This window comes from Gilliamella sp. ESL0405 (assembly GCF_019469205.1).
In the GTDB taxonomy this organism is placed as follows: Bacteria; Pseudomonadota; Gammaproteobacteria; order Enterobacterales; family Orbaceae; genus Gilliamella.
This window is the reverse complement of the sequence record NZ_CP048265.1, coordinates 1,283,201-1,307,626: the sequence shown is the minus strand read 5'-3', so window position 1 is coordinate 1,307,626 and position 24,426 is coordinate 1,283,201. Positions and strand designations below refer to the sequence as shown.

Annotated in this window: 21 protein-coding genes; 9 read left to right on the top strand and 12 right to left on the bottom strand. The window is 37.5% G+C overall.

The features are described from left to right. Positions 1 to 616: 616 nt before the first annotated feature. Both GYM74_RS05745 and GYM74_RS05740 read left to right on the top strand, forming a co-directional pair. The gene (locus tag GYM74_RS05745) at positions 617 to 1,114 is read left to right on the top strand and encodes an N-acetyltransferase family protein (RefSeq protein ID WP_370634054.1); all 498 of its coding nucleotides are present in this window, start codon (positions 617 to 619) and stop codon (positions 1,112 to 1,114) included. A 64-nt stretch (positions 1,115 to 1,178) separates the two neighbouring features. Further along, positions 1,179 to 1,907, top strand: a complete 729-nt coding sequence (locus tag GYM74_RS05740; protein WP_220219528.1) for a rhomboid family intramembrane serine protease — start codon at positions 1,179 to 1,181, stop codon at positions 1,905 to 1,907. A 60-nt stretch (positions 1,908 to 1,967) separates the two neighbouring features. Here the strand turns inward: GYM74_RS05740 and lolE are convergent, their stop codons facing one another. Genes lolE through lolC form a run of 3 tightly spaced genes read right to left on the bottom strand, consistent with a single transcriptional unit; the run spans position 1,968 to position 5,122 of the window. Next, entirely contained in the window at positions 1,968 to 3,209 is a 1,242-nt protein-coding gene (gene lolE, locus GYM74_RS05735; RefSeq protein ID WP_220219527.1) for a lipoprotein-releasing ABC transporter permease subunit LolE, read from the bottom strand. Position 3,210: 1 nt separating this feature from the next. Then, positions 3,211 to 3,927: a lipoprotein-releasing ABC transporter ATP-binding protein LolD gene (lolD, locus tag GYM74_RS05730; RefSeq protein ID WP_220219526.1), complete on the bottom strand. Its 717-nt coding sequence runs from the start codon at positions 3,925 to 3,927 to the stop codon at positions 3,211 to 3,213. Beyond that, positions 3,920 to 5,122 carry a lipoprotein-releasing ABC transporter permease subunit LolC gene (gene lolC / locus GYM74_RS05725; RefSeq protein ID WP_366518661.1) on the bottom strand — a complete coding sequence of 401 codons (1,203 nt, stop codon included), beginning with the start codon at positions 5,120 to 5,122 and terminating at the stop codon, positions 3,920 to 3,922. The genes lolD and lolC overlap by 8 nt, the downstream gene beginning before the upstream one ends. Positions 5,123 to 5,282: 160 nt before the next feature. Here lolC and mfd point away from each other — a divergent pair, with 160 nt between their 5' ends. The 5 genes from mfd (at position 5,283) to mmuM (ending at position 14,589) form a co-directional block, all read left to right on the top strand. Next, the gene (gene mfd, locus GYM74_RS05720) at positions 5,283 to 8,747 is read left to right on the top strand and encodes a transcription-repair coupling factor (protein ID WP_220219524.1); all 3,465 of its coding nucleotides are present in this window, start codon (positions 5,283 to 5,285) and stop codon (positions 8,745 to 8,747) included. A gap of 32 nt (positions 8,748 to 8,779) precedes the next feature. Further along, positions 8,780 to 10,336, top strand: coding sequence for a DUF945 family protein (locus GYM74_RS05715; protein WP_220219523.1), 1,557 nt, complete (start codon positions 8,780 to 8,782; stop codon positions 10,334 to 10,336). Between the two features lie 345 nt (positions 10,337 to 10,681). Then, positions 10,682 to 12,157 carry a YdgA family protein gene (locus tag GYM74_RS05710; RefSeq protein ID WP_220219522.1) on the top strand — a complete coding sequence of 492 codons (1,476 nt, stop codon included), beginning with the start codon at positions 10,682 to 10,684 and terminating at the stop codon, positions 12,155 to 12,157. Between the two features lie 97 nt (positions 12,158 to 12,254). Beyond that, on the top strand, positions 12,255 to 13,655 hold the full coding sequence (gene mmuP / locus GYM74_RS05705) for an S-methylmethionine permease (protein WP_220219521.1): 1,401 nt from the start codon (positions 12,255 to 12,257) through the stop codon (positions 13,653 to 13,655). After that, positions 13,645 to 14,589, top strand: a complete 945-nt coding sequence (gene mmuM, locus GYM74_RS05700) for a homocysteine S-methyltransferase (protein WP_220219520.1) — start codon at positions 13,645 to 13,647, stop codon at positions 14,587 to 14,589. The genes mmuP and mmuM overlap by 11 nt, the downstream gene beginning before the upstream one ends. Positions 14,590 to 15,218: 629 nt before the next feature. On the opposite strand, the gene hxlB is transcribed toward mmuM, so the two are convergent. The 8 genes from hxlB to GYM74_RS05660 all read right to left on the bottom strand — a co-directional run bounded on the left by hxlB (position 15,219) and on the right by GYM74_RS05660 (position 22,156). After that, a complete protein-coding gene (hxlB, locus tag GYM74_RS05695) occupies positions 15,219 to 15,755 on the bottom strand; it encodes a 6-phospho-3-hexuloisomerase (protein ID WP_220219519.1) in 537 nt (178 codons plus the stop codon). A gap of 3 nt (positions 15,756 to 15,758) precedes the next feature. Beyond that, positions 15,759 to 16,415: a ribulose-phosphate 3-epimerase gene (locus GYM74_RS05690; RefSeq protein WP_220219518.1), complete on the bottom strand. Its 657-nt coding sequence runs from the start codon at positions 16,413 to 16,415 to the stop codon at positions 15,759 to 15,761. 13 nt (positions 16,416 to 16,428) lie between these two features. Then, on the bottom strand, positions 16,429 to 16,944 hold the full coding sequence (locus GYM74_RS05685; protein ID WP_220219517.1) for a YjbQ family protein: 516 nt from the start codon (positions 16,942 to 16,944) through the stop codon (positions 16,429 to 16,431). Between the two features lie 114 nt (positions 16,945 to 17,058). Beyond that, positions 17,059 to 17,343, bottom strand: coding sequence for a PTS sugar transporter subunit IIB (locus tag GYM74_RS05680; protein WP_220219516.1), 285 nt, complete (start codon positions 17,341 to 17,343; stop codon positions 17,059 to 17,061). A 14-nt stretch (positions 17,344 to 17,357) separates the two neighbouring features. Beyond that, positions 17,358 to 18,695 carry a PTS galactitol transporter subunit IIC gene (locus GYM74_RS05675; protein WP_220219515.1) on the bottom strand — a complete coding sequence of 446 codons (1,338 nt, stop codon included), beginning with the start codon at positions 18,693 to 18,695 and terminating at the stop codon, positions 17,358 to 17,360. Between the two features lie 31 nt (positions 18,696 to 18,726). After that, positions 18,727 to 19,182, bottom strand: a complete 456-nt coding sequence (locus GYM74_RS05670; protein ID WP_220219514.1) for a PTS sugar transporter subunit IIA — start codon at positions 19,180 to 19,182, stop codon at positions 18,727 to 18,729. After that, a complete protein-coding gene (locus GYM74_RS05665; protein ID WP_220219513.1) occupies positions 19,172 to 21,148 on the bottom strand; it encodes a transcription antiterminator in 1,977 nt (658 codons plus the stop codon). The genes GYM74_RS05670 and GYM74_RS05665 overlap by 11 nt, the downstream gene beginning before the upstream one ends. A gap of 399 nt (positions 21,149 to 21,547) precedes the next feature. Beyond that, positions 21,548 to 22,156, bottom strand: coding sequence for a riboflavin synthase subunit alpha (locus tag GYM74_RS05660; protein WP_220219512.1), 609 nt, complete (start codon positions 22,154 to 22,156; stop codon positions 21,548 to 21,550). 294 nt (positions 22,157 to 22,450) lie between these two features. On the opposite strand from GYM74_RS05660, the gene crcB reads away from it, so the two are divergent. Both crcB and GYM74_RS05650 read left to right on the top strand, forming a co-directional pair. After that, positions 22,451 to 22,831: a fluoride efflux transporter CrcB gene (gene crcB, locus GYM74_RS05655; protein WP_220219511.1), complete on the top strand. Its 381-nt coding sequence runs from the start codon at positions 22,451 to 22,453 to the stop codon at positions 22,829 to 22,831. Between the two features lie 103 nt (positions 22,832 to 22,934). Then, the gene (locus GYM74_RS05650) at positions 22,935 to 23,333 is read left to right on the top strand and encodes a cell division inhibitor SulA (RefSeq protein WP_220219510.1); all 399 of its coding nucleotides are present in this window, start codon (positions 22,935 to 22,937) and stop codon (positions 23,331 to 23,333) included. Between the two features lie 432 nt (positions 23,334 to 23,765). Here GYM74_RS05650 and GYM74_RS05645 read toward each other — a convergent pair whose 3' ends face one another. After that, positions 23,766 to 24,383 carry a TetR/AcrR family transcriptional regulator gene (locus GYM74_RS05645; protein WP_220219509.1) on the bottom strand — a complete coding sequence of 206 codons (618 nt, stop codon included), beginning with the start codon at positions 24,381 to 24,383 and terminating at the stop codon, positions 23,766 to 23,768. Positions 24,384 to 24,426 lie beyond the last annotated feature (43 nt).

The window sequence follows — 24,426 nt, the reverse complement described above, 5'->3', positions numbered from 1 at the left end:
CAAAATAGCTTGTCAAAAACTTTCAGAAAATACCTATGTTTTAGTAAAAAACGTTTTTAAAAAGATGAATCAATGATGTGCCTAAAACCATTTCTGCCAGATTAAATACCCTATCCTTAGCGTTACTTTGAAACAGATATAGGCATTTAGAAAATCAGATTAACACTTAATTTCCCCAAAATTGCTTGTCAAAAACTTTCAGAAAATACCTATGTTTTAGTAAAAACGTTTTTTAAAAGATGAATCAATGATGTGCTTAAAACCATTTCTGTCGGATTAAATACCCTATCCTTAGCGTTACTTTGAAACAGATACAGGCATTTAGAAAATCAGATTAACACTTAATCTCCCCAAAATAGCTTGTAAAGAACTTTCAGAAAATACCCATGTTTCAGTATAAAACCGTTTTTAAAATAACAATTGATATTTCAATGCAAGTTTATGGCTTTGGGTCGAGTAACGAGATTTGTCCCGGGCGTTTAATACACTCAATATCACTTACCTAAAGTTGTTAAAGCCAATCAGACAAATTCGGCAAGTAGATTGCTTTATATTCTCGGTTGCTTGCCTGTGATAATCAAATTACAATAAATCACACTGTCCAAATTTTAGATTCATTATGATTACATACTGTGATGCCACTTTAGATGATTTAGCCTTTATTGTTGATGTGTATAATTCAACCATTGCCAGTCGTTCGGTAACGGCTGATATCAATCCGGTTACTGTTGAAAGTCGGCTCGATTGGTTTAACCAGCACAATCCTCAACATCGCCCCCTTTGGCTAATCAAATATCACAACCAACCTTGTGGCTGGGTGAGTTTGTCATCATTTTATGGTCGGCCGGCTTATGATAAAACTGTTGAGATCAGCCTCTATCTTCATCAGGATTTTAGAGGTAAAAAAATCGGACAAATAATGGTGGCAAAGATTGAAGCATTTGCTCAGCAAGCAGGCATAAACACTATTCTTAGCTTTGTTTTTGGACACAACACCGCCAGTGTCAATTTATTTAAAAAAATGCACTATCAACAATGGGGATTATTGCCAAATGTTGCCGAACTTGACGGTGTTTCACGTGATTTAGTCATTTTTGGTAAACCGCTAAATTAACCGTTTATTGACTGACAATGATATCGCTTTATTCTACTGATTTATCTGAAAGGATTATTTCGTTATGAGTTTATTAAAACAGACACTTTTTTTAGCCAAACAAACCAAAATTACTAGCTCACTTGTGGTAATAAATGTTGCCTATTTTATTATCTCCCGAATGCTTGATAGTCGAGGACTTACCACTCATGATAACGCGTTTTTGATTGATTGGGGGGCGGATGTTGCGCAATTGACTTTCTCCGGTCAATATTGGCGCATGTTTACCAACCTTTTTGTACATATTAGCGTTACCCACTTAGCGATGAATATGCTTGCCTTATGGAGTGTCGGCAGCATTTTAGAAAGAGTCATCCCACCTTTTGCTTTTTTAGGTATCTATTTTCTGTCCGGACTTTATGGCAGTTTAGCCAGTGATATTACCACAATAAATGTGGTTGTGATTAGCTGTGGGGCATCGGGAGCGATTTTAGGTATTATTACGGCTTTCCTGGCGTTTTCACTTGTTAATCACGTTGATATGGAGCAGCTGCCAATAAAATCAATTATTGTCAGTTTAGTGCTTACCGCCGCAATCGGCTTGCTACCGTCTATCGATAATATGGCGCATATTGGCGGTGCCGTAACCGGATTTATTCTCGGTGGGATAGTTTCGGCATGTCTACGAAAGTTTAAATACTCTAGCAGTTTATTAAATATCATTATTGGGATAATTTTTATAATAGCGGCCGTAGGTTTATATCTAGCTTATCTAGATTATCAATTTCCTGCTAACTATCGCTACTATTATTAAACTAAAAAAAGGCGTTATATACATCAATAATAACGCCTTTTTTTAAAATCAATCAGACGATTAAAAGCTATTTAAAATACGTGCCGGATCGATTTTACACGCTCGTCGGGCTGGATAATAACTGGCAATCAAACTTAACAGCATCGCGGTGATAAAGACAATTAACACATCAAGAAAATGAATTTCGGACGGTAAAAAATCGATAAAGTAGATATTACTGTTCAAAATTTTATGCCCCATTAATGACTCAACCCCTTTCATTATGTTTGAAAGTTGCCATGACATTAGCACCCCTAAAATCACCCCAATGATACTGCCGATCAAGCCTGAGATAACCCCATACCAAATAAAGATATGTCTAATTAGGCGGTTGGTTGCACCGAGGGTTTTTAAAATCGCAATATCTCGTTGTTTATCTTTTACCGCAATAACTAAGGTTGAGACAATATTAAAACAGGCAACGCCAATCACGACAATCATTGCCAGATACATAATTTGCCTGATCATTTGGATATCACGATACATAAAACCGAAACTGTTTTCCCAACTGTTGAAGGTCATATTTTCGTTAAGATTTAATGCCGCCAGGCCGATGATCTGATTGGCTTGATAAAGATTATTCACATTGATCATTAAACCCGTGACACTGTCACCCATATCCAGCAGATTTTGCGCATCACTCAACGGCACTAAAGCGATATTATTACTTAAACTACCACTTAATTCTAAAATACCTTGCACTTGTAAACGTACCCTTCTCGGGGATTTAAGCTGATTCGGTTCGCTTGATACCGGAATTAATAACGATACCCAATCTCCTTCGCTCACCGCTAAACTTTTGGCTAACCCAGATCCAAGGATAATTTGTTGCTGGTCTGCCTTAAACGATGACCATTTATCATTTAAAACATAATTAGGTAAAGCGCTGATTTGTTGCTCTTGCACCGGATCAACCCCTTGCACCTCGACCGCCCCCAGCTTACTCCCGTTTTCAACCAAACCGGTAAAACTGACAAAAGGAGCGCTTGAAACTATGTTTGGGCTATTATCTTTTAGCTCTTGTTGGATATCTCGCCAATTATCTAAGTTACCGATTTCCGGATATAATTGACCGTGCGGCACGACCGATAAAACCCGATTATGCAGTTCACGCTCAAAGCCATTCATGGCACTCAAACCAATAATTAGCGCCGCTATACCTATAGCAATACTGAAGGTTGAAACAATTGAAATTAACGACACCATGCCACTTTTACGGCGCCCTCGGCGAAATCTAATGGCGGTAAAGAGAGATAAAATCATATTAATTACCCATTAAACTTGTGTTGGCTGCACTGCTTTCAGTTAATCGCCCGTCACTCATAATTAACTGTTTATCAAGTTTGTTTGCTAATGCTAAATCATGGGTGACCACTAAAAAGGCGGTACCATGTTCACGGTTTAACTTGATAAGCAGATCAAAAATCGCATCGGCTGTTGATTTATCGAGATTACCGGTTGGCTCATCAGCCATAACTAAAGCCGGATTATTAATTAACGCGCGCCCAATTGCCACTCGCTGACGCTCACCGCCAGAGAGCTCAGACGGGCGATGATTGGCTCGTTTAACTAAATTAACCGATTCAAGCATCGCCATAGCCCGTTGTTTGGCTTCGTTTGGTTTTACTCCGCCAATTAGAAGCGGCATAGCGACATTTTCCAGCGCCGTAAAATCAGGTAAAAGGTGATGAAATTGATAAACAAATCCAATTTGTTGATTACGCAGTTGCGCCTTTTCCTGCTCGGATAACCGATTAAGTTGTTGCGACTTAAACAAAATTTCACCCGATGTCGGTTGATCTAATCCGCCAAGCAGATGCAACAAGGTACTTTTACCTGAGCCGGAACTACCAATAATTGCCATTAATGATTTTGGATAGATATCAAACGTGACATCTTTTAACACCTCTGTCACCATTTTGCCTTCTTGATAGGTTTTACACAGATTTTTAGCTGACAGTAGTTTTTCTGAATTATTCATAACGTAAAGCCTCGGCAGGTTGAATATTAGCGGCACGGTAGGCAGGATAAATAGTTGAAATTAACGATAACATAAGCAATCCAAAAATAATTAATATAATTTGTGTCGGTTCAATCAAAGACGGCAACAAAATACCGGCGAACGATAAGCCTAAAACTTGCATGATTTCATTGAGATAAAGCGCAATCAACAATCCTATCGTACTGCCTAACAAGGTACCAATGATGCCCGATGTCGCACCTTGAATAATAAAAATGAGCATGATTTTTAATCGTGACAGCCCTTGCGTTTTCAAAATGGCAACTTCGCCTTGTTTTTCCATAACTAACAAGCTCAGCGAGGTGATAATATTAAATGCCGCCACAATAACAATTAAGCTAATGAGTAACCCCATAACATTTTTTTCCATTTTAACCGCTTGAAATAGCTCGCCTCGCTTAGCTCGCCAATCATTAAAGACTAATCCGTCCGGTAATGGTGCGCTGACCACTGAAGCAATATCTAATGGTTTATCTAAAAACAGCCGCCAACTGGTAATGTCGTTGCCACGATAACGTAATAAATTTTTGGCATCGGTTTGATTAACATAAATTAATGCTTGATTGATATCATGATTGACGGCAAACAGCCCAACAACATTAAATAACCGCTGTGAAGGAATACGACCGATTGGCGTAATTTGGCTGGCGTCAGTCACCATTAAGCGAATTTTATCACCCAATCCCACGCCTAGTTGATTAGCTAAGCTCTGTCCTAAAATCACATTATATTGTCCGGCTTTAAGTGCGGAAATCTCGCCCATGTAAATATAGTGAGTAATCGGATCGTTATCTTCAGCATTAATCCCCATTAAGGTACTAACCGTGATGCTATGCTCACTTTGTAAAATCACATCACCGGTGACTAAGGGCGTAATGCGGTTAACGCCGGGAATTTTTTCAAATTGTGATGAAGGAAAGGCAACCGGATCGAGTCGACCTTGTTGTGTGGTAATTTGCGCTTGCGGAAAAAACTTTAAAATACTGTTTTGCATCTGTTCTTCAAGGCCATTCATAACCGATAATACAACAATCAGACCGATAGAACCTAGCATAATGCCGATCATCGACAGCCATGATACAAACCTGCCAAAGCCGTCGGTCTTTTGACCGTAGACATAACGCAAGCCAATAAAAAACACTAATGGGCGAAATATTTTTGACATAAACGTATACAATACCTGAAACTTTGTGATAAAGCTTAACGAGTTGAATGTAAAGTGCTTATCATACAGGATTAAACAGATATAGAAAACAACCACGTAATTACGTTATAATCCTGCGATAACTATCGCAACGATATCAATTAACCTTATCATGCCTAATATAATGAATATTTCGACAATCATTCCTAAAAAATCCGGTGATATCAAGCAAGTGGGTGAACTTGTTGGCTCATCATTATCTCAACTGTGTGCGCAAGTAATTGAAGCGCATAATGGCTTAGTTGTGATTATTACCGATGATATGCAACAAACTACCCGAATTAATGAGGAGCTGAAACAGTTTTCTCGCTTTCCGTCAATATTCTTTCCCGATTGGGAAACCTTACCTTATGACAGTTTTTCACCGCATCAAGATATTGTATCGGAACGTTTATCGTGTCTTTATCATTTAGGACATTTGACTAAAGGTGCACTCATCTTACCGATTAATACCTTAATGCAAAAAGTCTGCCCACAAAGCTATTTAGGCGGGCATGTCTTTATGATGAAAAAAGGCTTAAGTATTAGCCGTGAAAATCTACGTTTACAGCTGGAAAATGCCGGTTATCGATCTGTCAGCCAGGTTATGGAACACGGCGAATATGCAACCCGTGGCGCCCTGTTTGATATTTTCCCTATGGGGAGTGATAATCCGTATCGGATTGACTTTTTTGATGATGAAATTGATAGCATTCGAACCTTTGATGTCGAAACACAGCGCACGCAAGATGAAATAACCGAAATACAATTACTTCCGGCTCACGAGTTTCCTTTTGATAAATCGGCTATTGAGCTATTTCGCAGCCAGTGGCGTGAACAATTTGAAGTCAGACTTGAGCCAGAAAGCATCTATCAGCAAGTGAGTAAAAATATTTTGCCCACCGGCATTGAGTATTGGCAAGCACTGTTTTTTAGTGAGCCGTTAACACCACTATTTTCCTATTTTTTAGATAATACGTTGATTATCAATACGGCAAACATTGAACAATTCGCCAATAAGTATTGGCAAGATATTTTGCAACGATATGAAAGCCGCCGTGTCGATCCTATGCGGCCGTTATTAGCGCCAACGACGATTTGGTCTAAAACCGACGAAATATTTGCTTATTTAAAAAATTATCCCCGCATTGTGGTTTCTCATACCGCCTTTAAACAATCGGCGAAAAGTATCAATCTGCCTTATCGCACTTTGCCCGATATTGCCATTGCGATGCAACAGAAAGATCCTTATTTACACTTTCAACAATTTATTGACGATTTTAACGGTAAAATTGTCTTTTCGGTCGAGTCGCAAGGCCGCAAAGAGGCGTTGCAAGAAGTGCTTGGTCGTATTCGGATTCACCCAACAACAATCGATCAACTCACTGAATTAAACCAGACTGAAAACCGATTTTGTTTGATGATTGGCGCCAGCGAGCAAGGCTTTATTGATGAACAACAAAACTATGCCTTTATTACCGAAAACGAGTTATTAGGTCGGCGGATTATCCGTCGTAAAAAAGAGCATAAACAAGCGATTAATACTGATAGCTTGATTCGAAGTTTAGCCGAATTAACGCCCGGTAAACCGGTTGTGCATATTGAGCATGGGGTTGGACGATATGCCGGACTCACCACGTTAGAAACCGGTGGCATTAGTGCCGAATACCTTATCTTACTTTATGCAAATGACACTAAGCTTTATGTTCCGGTATCTTCATTAAATTTAATTAGCCGCTACTCAGGTGGTGATGAAGAAAATGCCCCACTAAACAAACTGGGCACCGATGCATGGAGTAAAGCCAGACAAAAAGCCGCCGAAAAAGTTCGGGATGTTGCCGCCGAATTGCTGGATATTTATGCTGAGCGGGAGAGCAAACCCGGATTTGAATTTAAACAAGACCGTGAACAGTATGAACTATTTTGCAGTGCATTTCCCTATCAAGAAACGGAAGATCAGCAAAATGCCATTGGTGCCGTTATTGGCGATATGTGTTCACCATATGCCATGGATCGCTTAGTGTGTGGCGATGTTGGCTTTGGTAAAACCGAAGTGGCTATTCGAGCCGCATTTTTAGCGGTGATAAACCAAAAACAAGCAGCAGTACTAGTCCCAACTACCCTACTTGCTGAGCAACATTATGAGAGTTTTTGTGACCGTTTTGCTAATTGGCCAATTCGAATTGAAAGCTTATCTCGCTTCAAAACCGCCAAACAACAACAAGCAATTATTAAAGCGTTAGGCGAAGGTAAAGTCGATATTGTTATTGGCACTCATAAATTACTGCAAGAAGATGTGAAATGGAAAGATCTTGGATTACTTATTGTCGATGAAGAGCACCGTTTTGGTGTTCGGCAAAAAGAACGAATTAAAGCCATGCGTGCCAATATCGATATTTTAACGCTAACGGCCACCCCTATTCCACGTACGCTTAATATGGCAATGAGTGGTATGCGTGATTTGTCAATCATCGCAACGCCACCAGCACGTCGACTCGCTGTGAAAACATTTGTTCGGGAATACGATGATTTAGTGATTCGTGAAGCGATATTACGTGAAATTTTACGTGGTGGTCAGATCTACTATTTACATAATGATATATCAGACATTGAAAGCGTAAGTGAAAAACTGGCACAACTGGTACCGGAAGCTCGAATTACCATTGGTCATGGCCAAATGCATGAACGGGATTTAGAGCGGGTGATGAATGATTTTCATCATCAACGTTTTAACATACTGGTTTGTACAACCATTGTCGAAACCGGTATTGATATTCCCAATGCCAATACAATAATTATTGACCGTGCCGATAAATTTGGTTTAGCACAATTGCATCAATTACGAGGTCGTGTTGGGCGCTCTTATCATCAAGCTTACGCTTATTTATTAACGCCTCACCCTAAATTACTGACTAAAGATGCAAAAAAACGCCTTGATGCTATTGCCACCTTAGAAGATTTAGGCGCCGGTTTTGCACTTGCCACCCATGATCTTGAAATTCGTGGCGCTGGTGAACTACTGGGTAGCGATCAAAGCGGGCAAATCGAAACTATCGGTTTTAACCTTTACATTGAATTGCTTGAAGATGCGGTCAAATCCCTAAAAGAAGGCAAAGAGCCGACGCTTGAATCCTTGCTTAATAGCCAACAGACTGAAGTAGAGTTAAGATTGCCAACCTTAATTCCTGATGATTTCATCCCCGATGTCAATACCCGTTTGTCACTCTACAAGCGAATTGCGAGTATTGAAAATCTTGATGAGTTAACCGACATTCAAGTTGAAATGCGTGATCGCTTTGGTCAATTACCCGATGCAACAGTGTTTTTATTAGCCACAACCAAAATCCGTTATTATGCCAACCAATTAGGTATCACAAAAATTGAATTTAGCGATAAAGGTGGTTATATAGAATTTGGTAATAATAACCAAGTTTCGGTCGATTATTTAATTGAACTAATTCAAAAAGAGCCTAAAAACTATCGTCTCGAAGGAACAAATCGATTAAAATTACAACAAAAAGAGTTACAACAAAATCAACGTATTGATTATATTAATAATTTACTAAGTGATTTTGCAAAGCACCGTGAAAATTCATAATGAAATTTAACAACAAATAAGGAATTATGATAATGAAGAAGGCATCAGTCGCGATTGGGATAGTTGCTGTATTAGGCATAGCTTATGTTGGCTCAACTTGGTACTCGGGAAACCTTATTGAAGATAATATCGATGAGCAGATAACCGCTATTACAAAGCATCTTAACAGCAATAAACGTTCGGTTAGATTTAACCTGATTAAGAGTGATTACGAAAAAAATCTGTTTTCGAGCAAATTTCACTTAAAAGTGACGCTATCTCAAAAACCTAAATACCAATCGGAGGCTAGCGATGATGATCAACTTACCCTATTTGAAGATGATATAACTATTCACCACGGACCTTTTCCACTTGCCGCCTTAGCTAAAGGTAATTTTACCCCTCAACTCGCTTTGATTGAATATCAAATGTCCGAAAAAAAGAACCCTGATCTTTGGAAGAAAGCGGGTAATCAGCCTCCACTTACTGGTTATATAACTATCGACTATAACAGCAATAACCAGATTAATTTAATCACCAAAGGGGGAGAACTAACACATAATGAAATCCCGTCACTTAGCCCTGATGTAACAATAGAATATGGTGAAAGTAGCATCAATTTATTTAGCAAAAATCATGGTCATGATATGGGTGGTAACATAAAAAGTGATAATTTCAGCATTTATGCCAACAATGAAAACAAACTATCAATTTCTCAGTTTGAAGCTTCTCTCTCCTCGCCTAATGGTCTGGGTTTACAGGATTTTGAGATAAATATTGGCAAGCTATTTCAACGTGATCTTACTGAATTTCCTCTAGATGCATTATCCGTAGATGTTGAGCTTTATGATATTTTGAAATTAGAAAATTTTAAAGCCAAAGGCCGTGTTAATGGCATAACTAAGGATATAGAGATACATAACACTTTGGATAAATTAGTCTCGTTATCTGAGGAGGAGCCGGATTTAGTGTTATCTAATATCGACCTGAAGCAAATTTACCGCGCAGCTAACGATAATCAACTGCCAAATGGTTCCCTGCAAATGAAAATTGAGTCAATCAATTATGGACAACAACACCTCGGTAAATTGATATTCGATATCGATTTTTCAGATTCGAATGATTTGTTTGTCAGGAAACTTGTTTCATTAGGACTTGGAGCTATTGAATCTAATCATGCTAGTGTCCCTAACAATCCGAACATTGCATTGAATATATTCAATTTTCATTCCGATGCAGGGGATTTAAATTTTTCTTTCAAAATTAAACAATTAAGTCTGGGGAGCATCAAGACGTTTTTAAACGATACTGTTCTAACAAAAATCAAACTTGAAGCACCATTTGCCGTTTTAGATCGCTTTGTTGCTCAAGTGTCAAATCCTGATTCGAGTGATGTCACTGATGAACAATTATTTGAGACAAACAAAATAATAGACTCACTGTTACATGAGCTTGAAGATAGTCCGATTGTCGATATCAAACAAGGAAGTAACCCGGGCATTTATAGCGATATTGAAATTCATGGCAATAAAGATAAAATAAGGCTAAATAATCATTTCATATCAAAAGAAGAGTTTTTACAATTTTTCGAATCAAATGTGTATGATTAAAAAAACAGTCATCCTTAACCTATTGCGCCAATATTATTGGCGTAATATCGCTGAAAATCAGCAAAAATGGTAAAAAATACCCCTATACAGCCAATAATCTCCCCCCTACTCAATTATTTTCCGATCGCACTATTCACCTCTCTATAACGATAAAAATGTAAAAGTAATAGGGCTAACCCATTGTCAAAGGTTTAAAAAGTTATCGCTTCATAGGCTTAAATCGTTTAGAATTGCCAACGATCAGCTTTAACAAATTGAATGCGTTATAAATTTGTTCGTTGATTTTGGATTTTGCTAAGAAACAAGAACAATAATTTACAATTTTATAAATGAAAGAGATTTGACATGAAAAAAAGTACACTAGCTATTGGTATTATTGCAGTATTAGGCATTGGATATGTCGGCACATCATGGTATACAGGAAATGTAATTGAAAATAACTTCGACAACTACATTGCTGAAATCACGAAAAATTTCAACAACTCTCAAGAAATGTTCAATGTCGTTATCACCCATAATCAACCGGAAAAAGGCCTCTTTTCAACTAAGATGCATATGAATGTAATGCTAACGTCATTAGATGATGGCAGTAGCGTTAAATTATATGATGATAATATCACGATTCATCATGGACCTTTCCCTGTTGCTGCGTTAAGCAAAGGTACTTTTTTACCTCAAATGGCTTGGGTAGAATTTGAACCTACTGAACAAACATCGCCAGAAGTTTGGAAGATTGCTGGTAATAAGCCTTTTTACAAAGGTCATTTGGGTATTACTTATGGCGAATTTTTAACATTACAATTGGTCTCTAGCGCAATCAATCTATCTTCAGATGTCATTCCAGCAATCCCTAGTGGAAACTCACTGGCATTTAGTAGCGGTGAAATAACGGTTAAAGGTAATTCTGATTTATCTGATTTGCAAGTCAATACAAAGTTAGATGACCTGGATGTCACCATTAGTGACAGTAATGGTAAAAATAACATTAAAATCGACGGTTGGAATTTATCTCTACAGCAAGGAGAAAACCATCAAGATTTTCTATATGAATTTAAAGTTGATGACGTAAAACTCACTGCATTTAATAGCATCCCTTTACTGAAAATCCATAATATAACTCAAAAAGGTACGTTAAACTTTCTTGAAATGCAACAAGATATAACAGCAAGTATTGATAAAATTGAAGTCGATCCGCGTCCATTAACGATGGGACAAATCGCAAACTTTTCTATCAGTGATTTACAATTCAAGCAAAAAACACAAATTGATGATAAGGAAAGAGTCAATGGCTCATTGTTATTGAAAGTAGGTTCTTCAACATATGGAAAACAAAACTTAGGTGATCTTACTTTTGACTTCAGTGTTAAAAATCTATCTAAAGAATTTGATAGAAATCGTTATTCTACTGCCATTGGTTCAGAAATTACTGTCAATGAGATTAGTTTGCACAATGAAGCAGGTGTTGCAAAAATAAGTGGCTTATTTAAAGCAGCTGATGAAGTGGATGAAGAAGATCTAGATATTAATAACATACTAAATTGGGATACAGTTAAAGGACAACTTGAAATCCCTTTCAGTGTAATAGCATTAGTGAAAACACAAATAGAATCGCCTAATGATGAGAAAATATCACAAAATAAAGTTGATATGAACCGAATGCAGGTAGCAACTATGGCTAAAATGGCTTTCGCTGATAATCCTATGTTTAAAGTTGATGACAATGGTATTTCAAGTAATATATCAATTATAAAAGATCAAGAGTATAAGTTGAATGGTAAAACATTTACTAAAGAAGAATTAGAAGCATTAACGAGTCAATGACTCCATTAAACGCCGTACCTCAATTTATTCACTCGTCAATTCCACTAGCTTAGCTAGTGGAATATTATTTTTAATTTATCAACATTGAAACATCCCTATGAATACTCAACCTTCGTCGTTAGATCAAAATCAATTTAAACGGACCATGAAGACAAGGCATCTGATAATGCTGTCACTAGGTGGGGTCATTGGTACAGGACTCTTTTTTAATACGGGTTATATCATTGCCACTGCCGGCGCAATAGGGGCAATTATTGCTTATTTAATTGGCGCTTTAGTGGTCTATTTAGTCATGTTATGTTTAGGTGAACTTGCCGTTGCCATGCCTGAAACGGGTGCTTTTCATACTTACGCTTCACGCTTTATCAGTCCCGCTACGGGATATACAGTTGCTTGGCTTTATTGGCTCACTTGGACAGTTGCGCTAGGCTCGAGTCTGACTGCTGCCGGCTTATGTATGCAATATTGGTTCCCGCAGGTTTCGGTATGGATCTGGTGCTTAATTTTTTGTATCGTTATATTTACGTTAAATATTATTAGCTCACAATTTTTTGCCGAAAGTGAATTTTGGTTTTCAATCATTAAAGTTATCACCATTATTGTTTTTATTATCGCAGGTAGCGCTGCAATCTTTGGTTTTATTCCAATGAAGAACAACATGCCAGCCCCATTTTTACATCATATTACTGAAAATGGTTGGTTCCCTAACGGTATCACCCCAATTATTATGACAATGGTCACCGTTAACTTTGCTTTTTCTGGAACAGAACTTATTGGCATTGCCGCCGGTGAGACACATCATCCGGAAAAAACGATTCCATTAGCGATAAAAACAACGATTTTACGACTGATAATTTTCTTTGTTGGCACCATTTTTGTGCTGGCCGCTTTACTCCCGATGAATCAAGCAGGAGTAATAAAAAGCCCTTTTGTTGAGGTATTTGAAAATATTGGTTTACCTTATGCCGCAGATATCTATAACTTTGTTATTATCACCGCTATTTTATCCGCCGCTAATTCGGGACTTTATGCCTCTGGTCGAATGTTATGGTCTCTGTCAAATCAAGGGACTTTACCTAAGTGTTTTAGCCGACTCACTGGCAACGGTATTCCAACTATGGCAATTATAGTCAGTATGTTAGGGGGATTATTAGCACTCTTTTCCAGTGTGATTGCGCCCGACACGGTATTTGTTGCGCTAACGGCGATCTCTGGATTTGCGGTCGTTGCTGTTTGGCTGAGTATCTGCGCTTCTCATTACTTTTTTAGGAAGCAACTCACTGATGCTCAAGTTAAATCGTTAAAATATAAAGCACCATTTTATCCATTCGTTCCCATTTTGGGCTTTATACTTTGTTTAGTTGCTTGTGTCGGATTAGCGTTCGATCCGAATCAGCGCATCGCGTTATATTGTGGTATTCCTTTTGTCATTTTCTGCTTTATTGCGCACCATTTTACTCAAGTCTATCAAAAACGAGCAGTTAAAAATGAAATGTAATAACCTAATTGACCAACTATTAAAACAGAAAAAATATATTATCATCGACGGCGCTTTAGCAAGTGAGCTACAACGCCGAGGATGCGATCTTAATGATAGCCTTTGGTCAGCCAAAGTGCTCATTGAACAACCGGAACTTATCAGCCAAGTCCATTATGATTACTTTAAAGCCGGCGCCGATTGTGCCATTACAGCCAGTTATCAAGCTTCACCGCAAGGCTTTGCACTAAAAGGTATTGATTTAACAACATCCACTGCCTTAATTAAAAAAAGCGTTGAGCTTGCTAAACAAGCAAAACAACGCTATTTAAATGAAACGGGGCTCAATAAACCACTCATTATCGCCGGCTCTGTCGGCCCTTATGGTGCCTATTTGGCAAATGGTTCCGAATATACTGGCGATTATCAACTTAGCGAAGCGGCTTTTATTGATTTTCATATTGAGCGAATAACCGCCTTAATTGAAGCGCAGGTTGATATGTTGGCATGTGAAACACTGCCTTCATTTGCTGAAATTAAAGCTTTAGCCAAACTTATCACTAATTTTCCGGCGATTAGCTGTTGGTTTTCTCTAACGTTAAAAGATGAACATCATCTCAGTGACGGCACCCCATTAACTGAGGTTATCGAATTTTTAAATGGTTGTGATCAAATTGTCAGTATTGGTATTAACTGTATTGCGCTGGAAAAAGTCACCCCTGCCCTTGAAGTATTAAGCACACTGACTCAAAAACCATTAATTATCTACCCTAATTCGGGTGAACAGTATGATCCAACAACTAAACAATGGCATGCAAACCATAGCCATAATTGCACTTTTAGCAATCAATTACCCCGCTGGATAGAATTGGGTGCCAAATTGATCGGTGGCTGCTGTCAAACAACGCCGGATGATATTGCCCAAATAGCCCGGTTATTAAAAGATAAAATGTAACCGTTTTTTGACAAGAAGTTTCAGAAAATGTATATGTTTAAGTATAAAGCTTTTTTATATAGTAAACCGATTAAGAATCTATTTCAGTACCAGACATAAACACTCATAGCTTCTTGTCAAAAACTTTCAGAAAATGTATATGTTTAAGTATAAAGCTTTTTTATATAGCAGACCGATTAAGAATCTATTTCAGTACCAGACATAAACACTCATAGCTTCTTGTCAAAAACTTTCAGAAAATGTATATGTTTAAGTATAAAGCTTTTTATATAGTAGACCTATTAAGAATCTATCCCAGTACCTTGTATAAACACCAATATTTCTTGTCAAAAACTTTCAGAAAATGTATATGTTTGAGTATAAAGCTTTTTTAATATGGTAAACCGATTAAGAATCTATTCAAATACCTTGCATAAACACCAATATTTTCTCGTCAAGAACTTTCAGAAAATGTATGTATTTGATTATAAAGCTTTTTTAATATGGTAAACCGATTAAGAATCTATCCCCTTACCTTGCATAAACACCAATATTTCTTGTCAAAAACTTTCAGAAAATGTATATGTTTCAGTATAAAACATATCAAATACTGACTAATACACTATTTGATATGTTTTTATTATGTGACATTATTCAATATTGGCATGCCTTGACTTCATCAGTTCAGGCGATTGATGTAACTGCCCCATTAATCGATAAATCACGCTATCATAAATCAGTAATGCTAGTTGTTCAAAAGTACTGCCCATGGGTTGTGTAAAATGGGATAATTCAATCTTGACAGTCACACAGCTATCGGCCAGCTTCGCCAATGTTGAGTCGGCATTGCCGGTTAGAATAATGACTTTCACTCCCAGCTTTTGCGCCTGTTTGGCATAAGCAATTAAACTTGCGGTTTCACCGGAATGGGAACCCAGTATCAGCACATCATCCCCATTGGCTTTGGGCTTACTGATTTCGTTAATCACACTTACTGACAATCCTAAATGCATTAAGCGATTGGCAAAAGCACTAATTATTAGACCCGATCGCCCCGTTCCGGCTAAAAAAATGTGATTGGCAGCAATAATAGCATCACAAAATTGATTTAACTGATTTTGCTCAATATGATCAATCTGTGCAGTAATTTCATCTAATATATTGTTAAGTATGGTTTTAATTTGCATATTTTATCCTTGTGCCATGATTGCGGTTAACTTAGCAATATTGTTTTGGATATCATTGTTTTTGAAAATAAAGCCACCGGATACAATGTTTGTCGCACCGGCTTGTAAACAGTCTGATAAATTTGCATCGGTAATATTACCGTCGACTTGAATATCGTAATGGTAATTATGCTTAATCTTTTCCGATTGCAATTGAGCCATTTTCGCCAGCGTGAAGGGTAAAAAACGCTCTCCCTTTTGTCCCGGATTAACGCTCATCACTAATACACGATCAACAATCGGCAATAACAGTTTTAGTGCGGCGACCGGTGTTGACGGATTGATCGCAATACCAACTTTAATCCCATAACTGATAATTTTGTCGATTACAAAAGCGTGGTGAACAGTTGATTCCAAATGAAAGGTCAAAATATCAGGTTTAACGGCAATAAAATCCATAATCGATAGTTCCGGTTTTTCAATCATCAAATGACAATCGACCTTAAAGTGAGTATGTTTTTTTAAACTTGCTATAAATTCGCTATTAAAACCTAAGTTTGGCACATAGTGATTATCCATAATATCTATATGCACATCACTTATCCCACAGCTTTGTAAGGTGGATAAGGTGTCTTTAATCAGATAGAGATCGGAATTAAATAATGAGGGTGACAACAACATAATGACTCCTTATTTAAAGCCCCATAAGCATAAAATTTACTGTCCGTTGCCTTGCTCGCAACGTATCCCAATCGACAAAGTAAATTCGTCCAAGTGAGCCAAGTAACGGCTTGCCATTTTTGACGATAATAACCAGTGAACAGCTACCAAATAATGAGGATTTTATATGGGCATCGGTATTTAGCATTACCCATTTTTCGGCAGGATAATGGGGGTTATTTAAACTTAAACCAAACGCAATATGTTTTGGTCCCGGGCTGTTATACTGGTTTTCACTGGTCATTTTGGGCACTATTTTTTCTAAAATATTATTAATGTCTACTTGTAAAAGCTCGTCCCCATAAAAGTTGGTGTCATGCATTGACTCTTCAAAAAATAAAGAACAAGTGGTGTGCGTTGTGGCAATGGTTAATTGCCCGTTTTGGATATTAGCGTGTTGCATAAACTGATCGAGTGCATCACTAATATCATGATAAGAGTGCCGACCAGCTACTGTACTGATCGTTAAAGTATGATGATAGATTTTCATTTTTGACGCTCTGCTCTCTCCTCCCCCGTTTTTAATCACTCTGCGTTATATGCCGCAAGTTGAGTTAACCAAAACAGAGTAATATTAACGAGGGAATTAATCTGATAAATAGTGCTAAACCGCTAAACGTTTGCTTAACTCTGCAAAAAACTCATCTAGCCCGACACCAGTTAATAGAGGTAACCCATTTAGCACTTTATCTTTTATCGACTCAGGAACAATGGTTGTGCTGACAACGACATCATAAGCGTCAATTTTGTTAAGTTCATCGGCAATTTTGGATTGATAAATAGTGACATCATTTAAGCGGTTTTCATCCGCCAACCACTTGTTTACCTTACTGACTGCTATCGTTGATGTGGCATGCCCTGCTCCGCACATTATTAATAGTTTTTTCATCGTTTGTTTTCCTTTTAATACATTTCAATTTTTTTGATTTTGTTGATATAGATAAGTAGACATAAGATCACAAGCGCTAAGCCTATTAATCCTAAATAACCCAAATAATTTAGTAACAGTACAAATAAGGTAACTGGCCATAATCCACATAAGATAACGCTAACGGTGCCAGCCATACCCACATCGTAATTAGCTAAATGAAAAACGTCGGTAATAATCGGCGCTAACCAAGTTGACATATACAGGCATATCACTAAATAGATTGTTCCGCCCAAAATTGAACGGACAATATTGCCTTTGAAAAAAGGGACCATTAGGCAGATGCCAAAAGCGTAAAAAGCTAAATCACCAAAGGGTAATACTTTGTTGCCCGGTAAAATTAACGCCAGCAGTAATGAGACCGGCACCATAATTAAAGCGGTTGCCATAACGGCAGGATGACCGACTGTTAATGCGGCGTCCATACCGATGTTAACCTGTTTTCCATTGAGTTTTTTTCGGGTAAATTCACGAGCGGCATCGGCAACCGGTAGTAAGCCTTCCATAAACATGGCAACCATTTTGGGCATGATTTTCATAATGGCTGCCGTTGAGATCCCTAATTGACCAATTTTAGGGACATCATAGCCTGCCAATATACCGACGACTAAGCCGATGATTAACCCAATTACAACCGTATCACCAAAAATACCAAATTTTTTGGTTAACGTTTCTGAATCGGCATTGAGCTGATTTAATCCAGGGATGCGGTCAAATAACCAATTGAGTGGAATGGCGACAATTGCGCCGGATAATGCCATTAAATGGGTGATTGCAATGCCGGGATAACCAAAAAACGAGCTAATCGGTTTTTGCAGTAAATCAGCTAACAACCATTGCAACATCACCGCAGTAACAGCGCCGATTATCCCGATCCAATACTCACCTGTGACCGCATAAGCAACCAACCCTAAGAAAATAGCAAACCAGAAGTTCCAGATATCAACATTTAATGTCCGTGTCCAGCCTAAGGATATAAATAAGAAATTGATCACAAGTGAGGCCGGTATAAGTAATAATCCCAGTGTGGTTGAAAACGCCAATGGTCCGCCAACACCACAGCCAATATCCATTATGCTTAATGATGTGCCATATTGTTCACCCATTTTTTGAATGGCGATCCCTAAGGTATCTGACAATAATGAAATCACTAAACCTAATCCAACAATACCAATACCGACCGTGATGCCCGACATTAACGCTTTGGAAAAACTGACCCGAAAAAAAAGACCAATGACAAAAATAATGATAGGTAAAAAAACTACCCCACCAAGATTAATTAACCATTGAAAAATGCTAGTTACACTCTCCATTTGTACCTCCTTGAATAAAAGTAAAGGCGCATTAGTTCACGCCTGCTTGATCTAAAATAGCGATAAATTCGTTAACGCAATGACATGTTGTTAAGCGGGCTATTTGTTGTTCATTTTGGAATAAAGCGATTAAGTTCTGTAAGTTTTCAACTTGTTCATGGGGTTGTTTCATTGCCAGCATAAAAATAAATTTGACGGCAACTTTCTCCTGCTCATTTGTCATGGCTGAAAACATAATCGGGTGTTTTAATGATGCAAAACAGATTTGCGATTGATTAACTTTTGATGAATCGGTATGCGGCAGAGCAAAACCAGTTGAGTTAACCAATAATCCGGTAGGGTATTGTTGCTCTCTTTGTAAAATTCCGGCTAAAAAATCCTGTTTTACCATGCCGTGCACGTATAACATTTGTGCCATGGTAGTTAAGATCTCTTGCTGATTTGTTGCCTCAATATCAAATAGGCATAACTGTTTATCAAAGTACATCTTTCATTCCTCTTTGATTATCCAAAAATTGTTTTAGTTGTTTAAAATTCGTGATATTTTTTAGCCTCGATATCGCCGCTTTATTTGACACAATCTGATAAATCTCAGTAAAAACATCATTGATATTACTAATATTTTGCTCGCAAAGGCTGACCATAATAATGACGCTTATATCGATCATTCCCCACTTAATTGGTTTACTTAAGGTCATAATTGCGATGCTCGAACGGCAAACAAACATCGGGGAGCCATGGGGTAAAGCAATACCCTTTTCAATAGAGGTATCGCCAATCTGTTCACGCTGGAGTACTGATTGCCGATAACGATCTGTGACATAGCCGTTATCTTCAAGCAGGGTGATTAATTGATTAAGGCAATCGCTTTTGTGATGAATATCAACTTGAAGTTGTATTAAATCCGGCATAATAAATTTTGCTATTGCGGGATAGTGACCTGTCTGATCGGCAAAATTGTTGGGGCGATTAAGCACATAATCCGCATAAGCTTGCATTATCTTTTGATAATCATGAGTATTTAATAGTGATGATATTTTCACTATCGGTTTATTAACATTATGAATATCGAGCGTAGTAATAATTAAATCGACATTGGTTAAATCGGTCGAGGCTAACTTTGACACGGAAAAAACTTCGATATTATCCTTTGACGGCAATAATTTACGCACTTTGCTCAGCACTAAATTAGACGAAGCGCAACCATATTGGCAGATAATCACAATATTGTTAGCGTCAGCGGCTTTGTCTAAGGCAATTTGAAAATGGATCAATAAAAAAGATATTTCATGATCATTAAGGCGAATATCAAATTTGCGCTCTAAGTCCGATAACGCATACCAAAGCACACTAAATAGCGTTGAGTACTCTTGTTTTATCTCATTTAGCAATGGGTTATTTACTCTGATCTGTCTTTGCATACGGGTGATCATGGGTGGAAAGTGAGATAACAATGAGTGAAATAATTTGCTATCCTTGCTCAGATCAACCCCCTCAATATCGCTAATTTTTTTGATAATTTGCCTAACGGTTTGTTCATAAAAGCTGTTATCAACTTTGAGTGATTCATCAAAAATACGGTGCGCAAAAAAGAGTTTACTTAGATATTTGATATCATTGGTTGCAAACTTAACGGCAAAAGTCGTTTCGAACTGTTTAGTCAGATCAACTGCAATCAAATAAGATTGCATATAGCGGATGTGGTTAAATAAGAAATCTTCTTGCTCATCAATGGTAAAACCTAATTTAAGCCTTTTTAATAAAATGGTTATCGCAATAAGCAAAGAGGATAGATAGTATTCTGATGTTTGTTGAACTAACGATTCATCGTGGTTAAGTAGTATCTGGCTAATTTGCTCAAAGGACTTATCGCCAAATAGTGACATCATCAACTGATTGATATAAACACTGTCTTGTTTATTAACATAGCCGGAGAGAAAATATTTGATAGCTCGCTGTATTTGGCTCTCTTTACCTTGAACAATAATGCGCTTGTGGGTCACTTTAATGGTTACCCCTTCTTGTTCTAGTAAGCGATTAATAGACTCGATATCTTTATGTAACGAAGTTTTACTGACGATATAATCATTCGATAACTGCTCAAGCGAGAGGGTTTCATGATTTAAACAGCAACGTTTTACAATATCCAACCGTCGATACTCAGGCGTTAACCGGCGAGCTTTTTTATTAAAATACCCATGGGTATTGTGTTGCTCAAGGTAACAGATTATTGGTTCAATTGGCTGTTTTTTACCGACTAAAATAAGCCCTTTGCGTGGTGATTTTTCAATAAAAATTTCAGTATTAAAGGCTTTTGCTAACTGCTGATTTAGCTTTTCAACATCTGCATAAATGGTTTTGGTTGAAATTGATAATTTTGCGCTAAAATAGATTGCGGGTTTAAATGCCGATTCATTAAAAAGTAGCTTAAGTAAATCGATTTGCCTGTCCATTCCCCCACTCCCTTTTATCTCTGTTGTTGCAATATTTTTTCTGACTGATTAGTAAAAAGTATAATGAGTTGAATAAATAAGACGATGACATTTTTTTCCGCATTAATATGGAAGCAAATGTCATAATTAGAAGGCGGGAGCAGCTTTATGATGAGATGTGTCATCATAGGTTGGCTATAACGTAATGGGTTTAAAATGGGCAGGAAATGTGTGCCAGCTTGCTTTGTTTGATCCAATAAAAAACCGCCGTAAAGCGGTTAATCATAGTATTACAGCGCGGTCGATGTTTGTTATCATCAAACAAAATAGATAAAAACCGTTAAGCTTTGCGCTAGTATTGGCTGATCATAATAGTGTATTACCCGCAAAGCGCCATTAGCTTTAAGTTTTTAAATTTGTCTATTTTTTGGTTGCCAGCACTCTTTCAACAGTATCGACTATGGCTTGTGTTTGCGAATCAATTTCGATATTGACCTTATCATCAACTTGTTTATTGCCTAGCGTTGTTATTGCTAAAGTTTCCGGAATAAGATGAATATCAAACCCATTTTGCGTCACTTCGCCAATGGTTAAACTGGCTCCGTCGATGCCGATAAAGCCTTTGTATAACACATATTTCATAAACTGTTCTGGCAAGGTTAAATGCATGGTGCAGTTGGTCGGTGTTTTTTCAATCCGTTCAATTGTTGCAGTGCAAGAGATATGCCCGGACATAATATGCCCCCCCACTTCATCACCAAATTTGGCACTACGTTCAATATTAACGTAATCATTAATCTGTTTACTGCCTAACGTGGTTAAGGCGAGCGTTTCTTGCATGATATCAAACCAAACCGTATCATTTTCAAATTTGGTTACCGTTAAACAACAACCGTCATTAGCAATTGAAGCGCCAATTTCAATCTTAGCGGTTAACGATTTAGGTAACTTGACTTTATAAGTTCTTAATTTATCACGATCGACAATATCAATAATTTGTCCAACGCCTTGTACAATACCGGTAAACATATCTTTTATATCCTGTTTATATTGACTCTTGGCGGTTATTCTAGCCTAATGTCATGTCGATTTCCTGTTAATTCATCGGATATTTGCGATAACCAATTTAACTTGTTAATTCTTAATCAAAAATAATTCAATCGATTGAAAAGCGTGGCGACCTTGGATTAAAAGATATTCATTTTATGATGCAACTGTTATGATCATCATTTTACAATTATCTATTGAAATCAGGCTGGTTAATGATTGCCATTTAAATGCTATTGCCAATATCATTACGCCTTAAATGATTAGGAATTAATTATGCTAAAACTTATTTTAGCCATTTCAGTCGGATCAGTCGCTGGTGGTTTGTTGCGTTGGTTTTTATCGCTTAAATTTAATCTTATTGCCTTTGCGATACCTTTAGGCACGCTACTGTCAAACCTGATCGCCGGTTATATTATTGGCTTTGCCATTGCCTTTTTTAATCACGCCAATCTTTCCGCCGAATGGCGATTATTGGTCATAACCGGTTTTTGTGGCGGTTTATCCACCTTTTCTACTTTTTCTGCCGAAATTGTTAACTTTTTGCAAGAAGGCCGTTATACCTTAGGGCTGACAATGATTGCCGTTCATGTGATTGGGTCAGTTTTGATGACGTTTTTAGGGATATTGTCCTATCAATTTTTACGAACATGCTAATGACTTAATCAAAAATATTTCAAAAAATCGACATCAAGAGAGTTTACAACCTTAAAATACTGTATTAATATACACTGTATACAAATACAGTATCGAGGTTATTATGCTTATTGAACATTCAACGCCCCAATTAACGGCGATAGATTTTGAATCTCCTTTTCAACAAATTTTACAACAACAACGCCCGTTATTACGATCGTTCAATAAAGCCAAAAAATGGCAATTATGGTTATCTGATCGCCCAATGTTAAAACGGTCATGGATTAATACTGCCGGCCTTGATAAGCAAAAAGTGGTGCATTTAAGCAATTTAAAAGACGAAAGTTTAGTTGCCACTATCGAAAAAGCACTGCAAAGCAAAACTTGCAGTTATGTGGTTGCTTGCATCAACCAACTCAACGATCAAGATAAACAGCGTCTTGAACAAGCGGTACTGTCGAGCGATACATGCTTACTTTTAGTTCACGATCAGTTGAGTGAACAACCTGTCGCCTACCATTAATTTGATCATGATAAGACAATACGCCTACTTTCATGCAGGCGTATTTGAGTCCACGGCTGAATTAATCATGCTAAGACAATACGTCAGTAGAATAATAAATAGCGTTATTACTCTACTGATCGCTTAACCTTAATTCAACCAATCAAGCCTAAAATAGATAATGCCTCTACGGCGTTATCATTATTTCAAATATAACATTAGCCACCGCACGCTTTTTTTGTTTGACGTTCAATTTGTAAACACGATGAAACGATCACACTTATCGAAAAAGTGCAGTTAACAACAGCAAAACTTCGCTTGCAATTGTATGGCTAATGAACGATCGACTATCAATTGTTTTGTATTTTAAACTTTACTAATGATTGACTAAAATAACGGTTATCGTTTTGTTAAGTCATTTAAAGTAGATAAAAAATGTATGCAATAAGGTGCTTATTGCTTATTTAATGCATCTTGTCGGGCTTGATTTATGATTGCTTTAGACATCCATTGGGCAATAGATATCAGTTGTTGATTATTTAAGTTCCAAATATCTTTTAATACCATAAAGATTTCTGAACCGTAGACTACCGAAATAGCATAAACGACCTTTTGGTATAACTCTTCAGGTAATTCAAACTTTAACGGTTGCAATATAGACGGTAGTATCTCTTTACGATTACCCCGTACAAACTTTTTCTTTTGAGGTTCAACATTGCGCCGTTGATTTGCCCACTGTTGTAAAGATATTCTCAAAGCAGCACGCAAAGCGCCTTCATGTTTTAACATCTGCGGAAAGGCAAAAGCCAGAAAATCATTGACTCTTTCCTGACAATCGGATTTATCCGACTTCCAATAAAAGATAGGACCTAATGAGCATTCAACCACCGCCGCAATCAAATCACTTTGCGTCGGAAAATAACGGTAAGCTGTCGCTCTTGATATACCTGATTTATCAGCAAGTTCGGTAATGGTTAATTCACCGCCCTCCTCGAGTGCTTCCAATGCTGTGTTAATTAAACGATGAAAAGTTCGCTTTTTTGCTCCAGTATATTGTTGAAACAAAGCCATAAGATATATTCGCCTAAGAATTTTTTTTGAAGGTTTAATGTAG

What these genes read in the sequence shown, in the direction of transcription:
- crcB (WP_220219511.1), top strand. Translation starts at nt 22,451, where the DNA reads ATGCTAAAACTTATTTTAGCCATTTCAGTCGGATCAGTCGCTGGTGGT.
- lolD (WP_220219526.1), bottom strand. Translation starts at nt 3,927, where the DNA reads ATGAATAATTCAGAAAAACTACTGTCAGCTAAAAATCTGTGTAAAACC.
- GYM74_RS05645 (WP_220219509.1), bottom strand. Translation starts at nt 24,383, where the DNA reads ATGGCTTTGTTTCAACAATATACTGGAGCAAAAAAGCGAACTTTTCAT.
- mmuP (WP_220219521.1), top strand. Translation starts at nt 12,255, where the DNA reads ATGAATACTCAACCTTCGTCGTTAGATCAAAATCAATTTAAACGGACC.
- GYM74_RS05680 (WP_220219516.1), bottom strand. Translation starts at nt 17,343, where the DNA reads ATGAAAAAACTATTAATAATGTGCGGAGCAGGGCATGCCACATCAACG.
- GYM74_RS05715 (WP_220219523.1), top strand. Translation starts at nt 8,780, where the DNA reads ATGAAGAAGGCATCAGTCGCGATTGGGATAGTTGCTGTATTAGGCATA.
- mfd (WP_220219524.1), top strand. Translation starts at nt 5,283, where the DNA reads ATGCCTAATATAATGAATATTTCGACAATCATTCCTAAAAAATCCGGT.
- GYM74_RS05660 (WP_220219512.1), bottom strand. Translation starts at nt 22,156, where the DNA reads ATGTTTACCGGTATTGTACAAGGCGTTGGACAAATTATTGATATTGTC.
- mmuM (WP_220219520.1), top strand. Translation starts at nt 13,645, where the DNA reads ATGAAATGTAATAACCTAATTGACCAACTATTAAAACAGAAAAAATAT.
- GYM74_RS05685 (WP_220219517.1), bottom strand. Translation starts at nt 16,944, where the DNA reads ATGAAAATCTATCATCATACTTTAACGATCAGTACAGTAGCTGGTCGG.
- GYM74_RS05740 (WP_220219528.1), top strand. Translation starts at nt 1,179, where the DNA reads ATGAGTTTATTAAAACAGACACTTTTTTTAGCCAAACAAACCAAAATT.
- GYM74_RS05650 (WP_220219510.1), top strand. Translation starts at nt 22,935, where the DNA reads ATGCTTATTGAACATTCAACGCCCCAATTAACGGCGATAGATTTTGAA.
- GYM74_RS05710 (WP_220219522.1), top strand. Translation starts at nt 10,682, where the DNA reads ATGAAAAAAAGTACACTAGCTATTGGTATTATTGCAGTATTAGGCATT.
- GYM74_RS05665 (WP_220219513.1), bottom strand. Translation starts at nt 21,148, where the DNA reads ATGGACAGGCAAATCGATTTACTTAAGCTACTTTTTAATGAATCGGCA.
- GYM74_RS05675 (WP_220219515.1), bottom strand. Translation starts at nt 18,695, where the DNA reads ATGGAGAGTGTAACTAGCATTTTTCAATGGTTAATTAATCTTGGTGGG.
- GYM74_RS05670 (WP_220219514.1), bottom strand. Translation starts at nt 19,182, where the DNA reads ATGTACTTTGATAAACAGTTATGCCTATTTGATATTGAGGCAACAAAT.
- lolE (WP_220219527.1), bottom strand. Translation starts at nt 3,209, where the DNA reads ATGATTTTATCTCTCTTTACCGCCATTAGATTTCGCCGAGGGCGCCGT.
- hxlB (WP_220219519.1), bottom strand. Translation starts at nt 15,755, where the DNA reads ATGCAAATTAAAACCATACTTAACAATATATTAGATGAAATTACTGCA.
- GYM74_RS05690 (WP_220219518.1), bottom strand. Translation starts at nt 16,415, where the DNA reads ATGTTGTTGTCACCCTCATTATTTAATTCCGATCTCTATCTGATTAAA.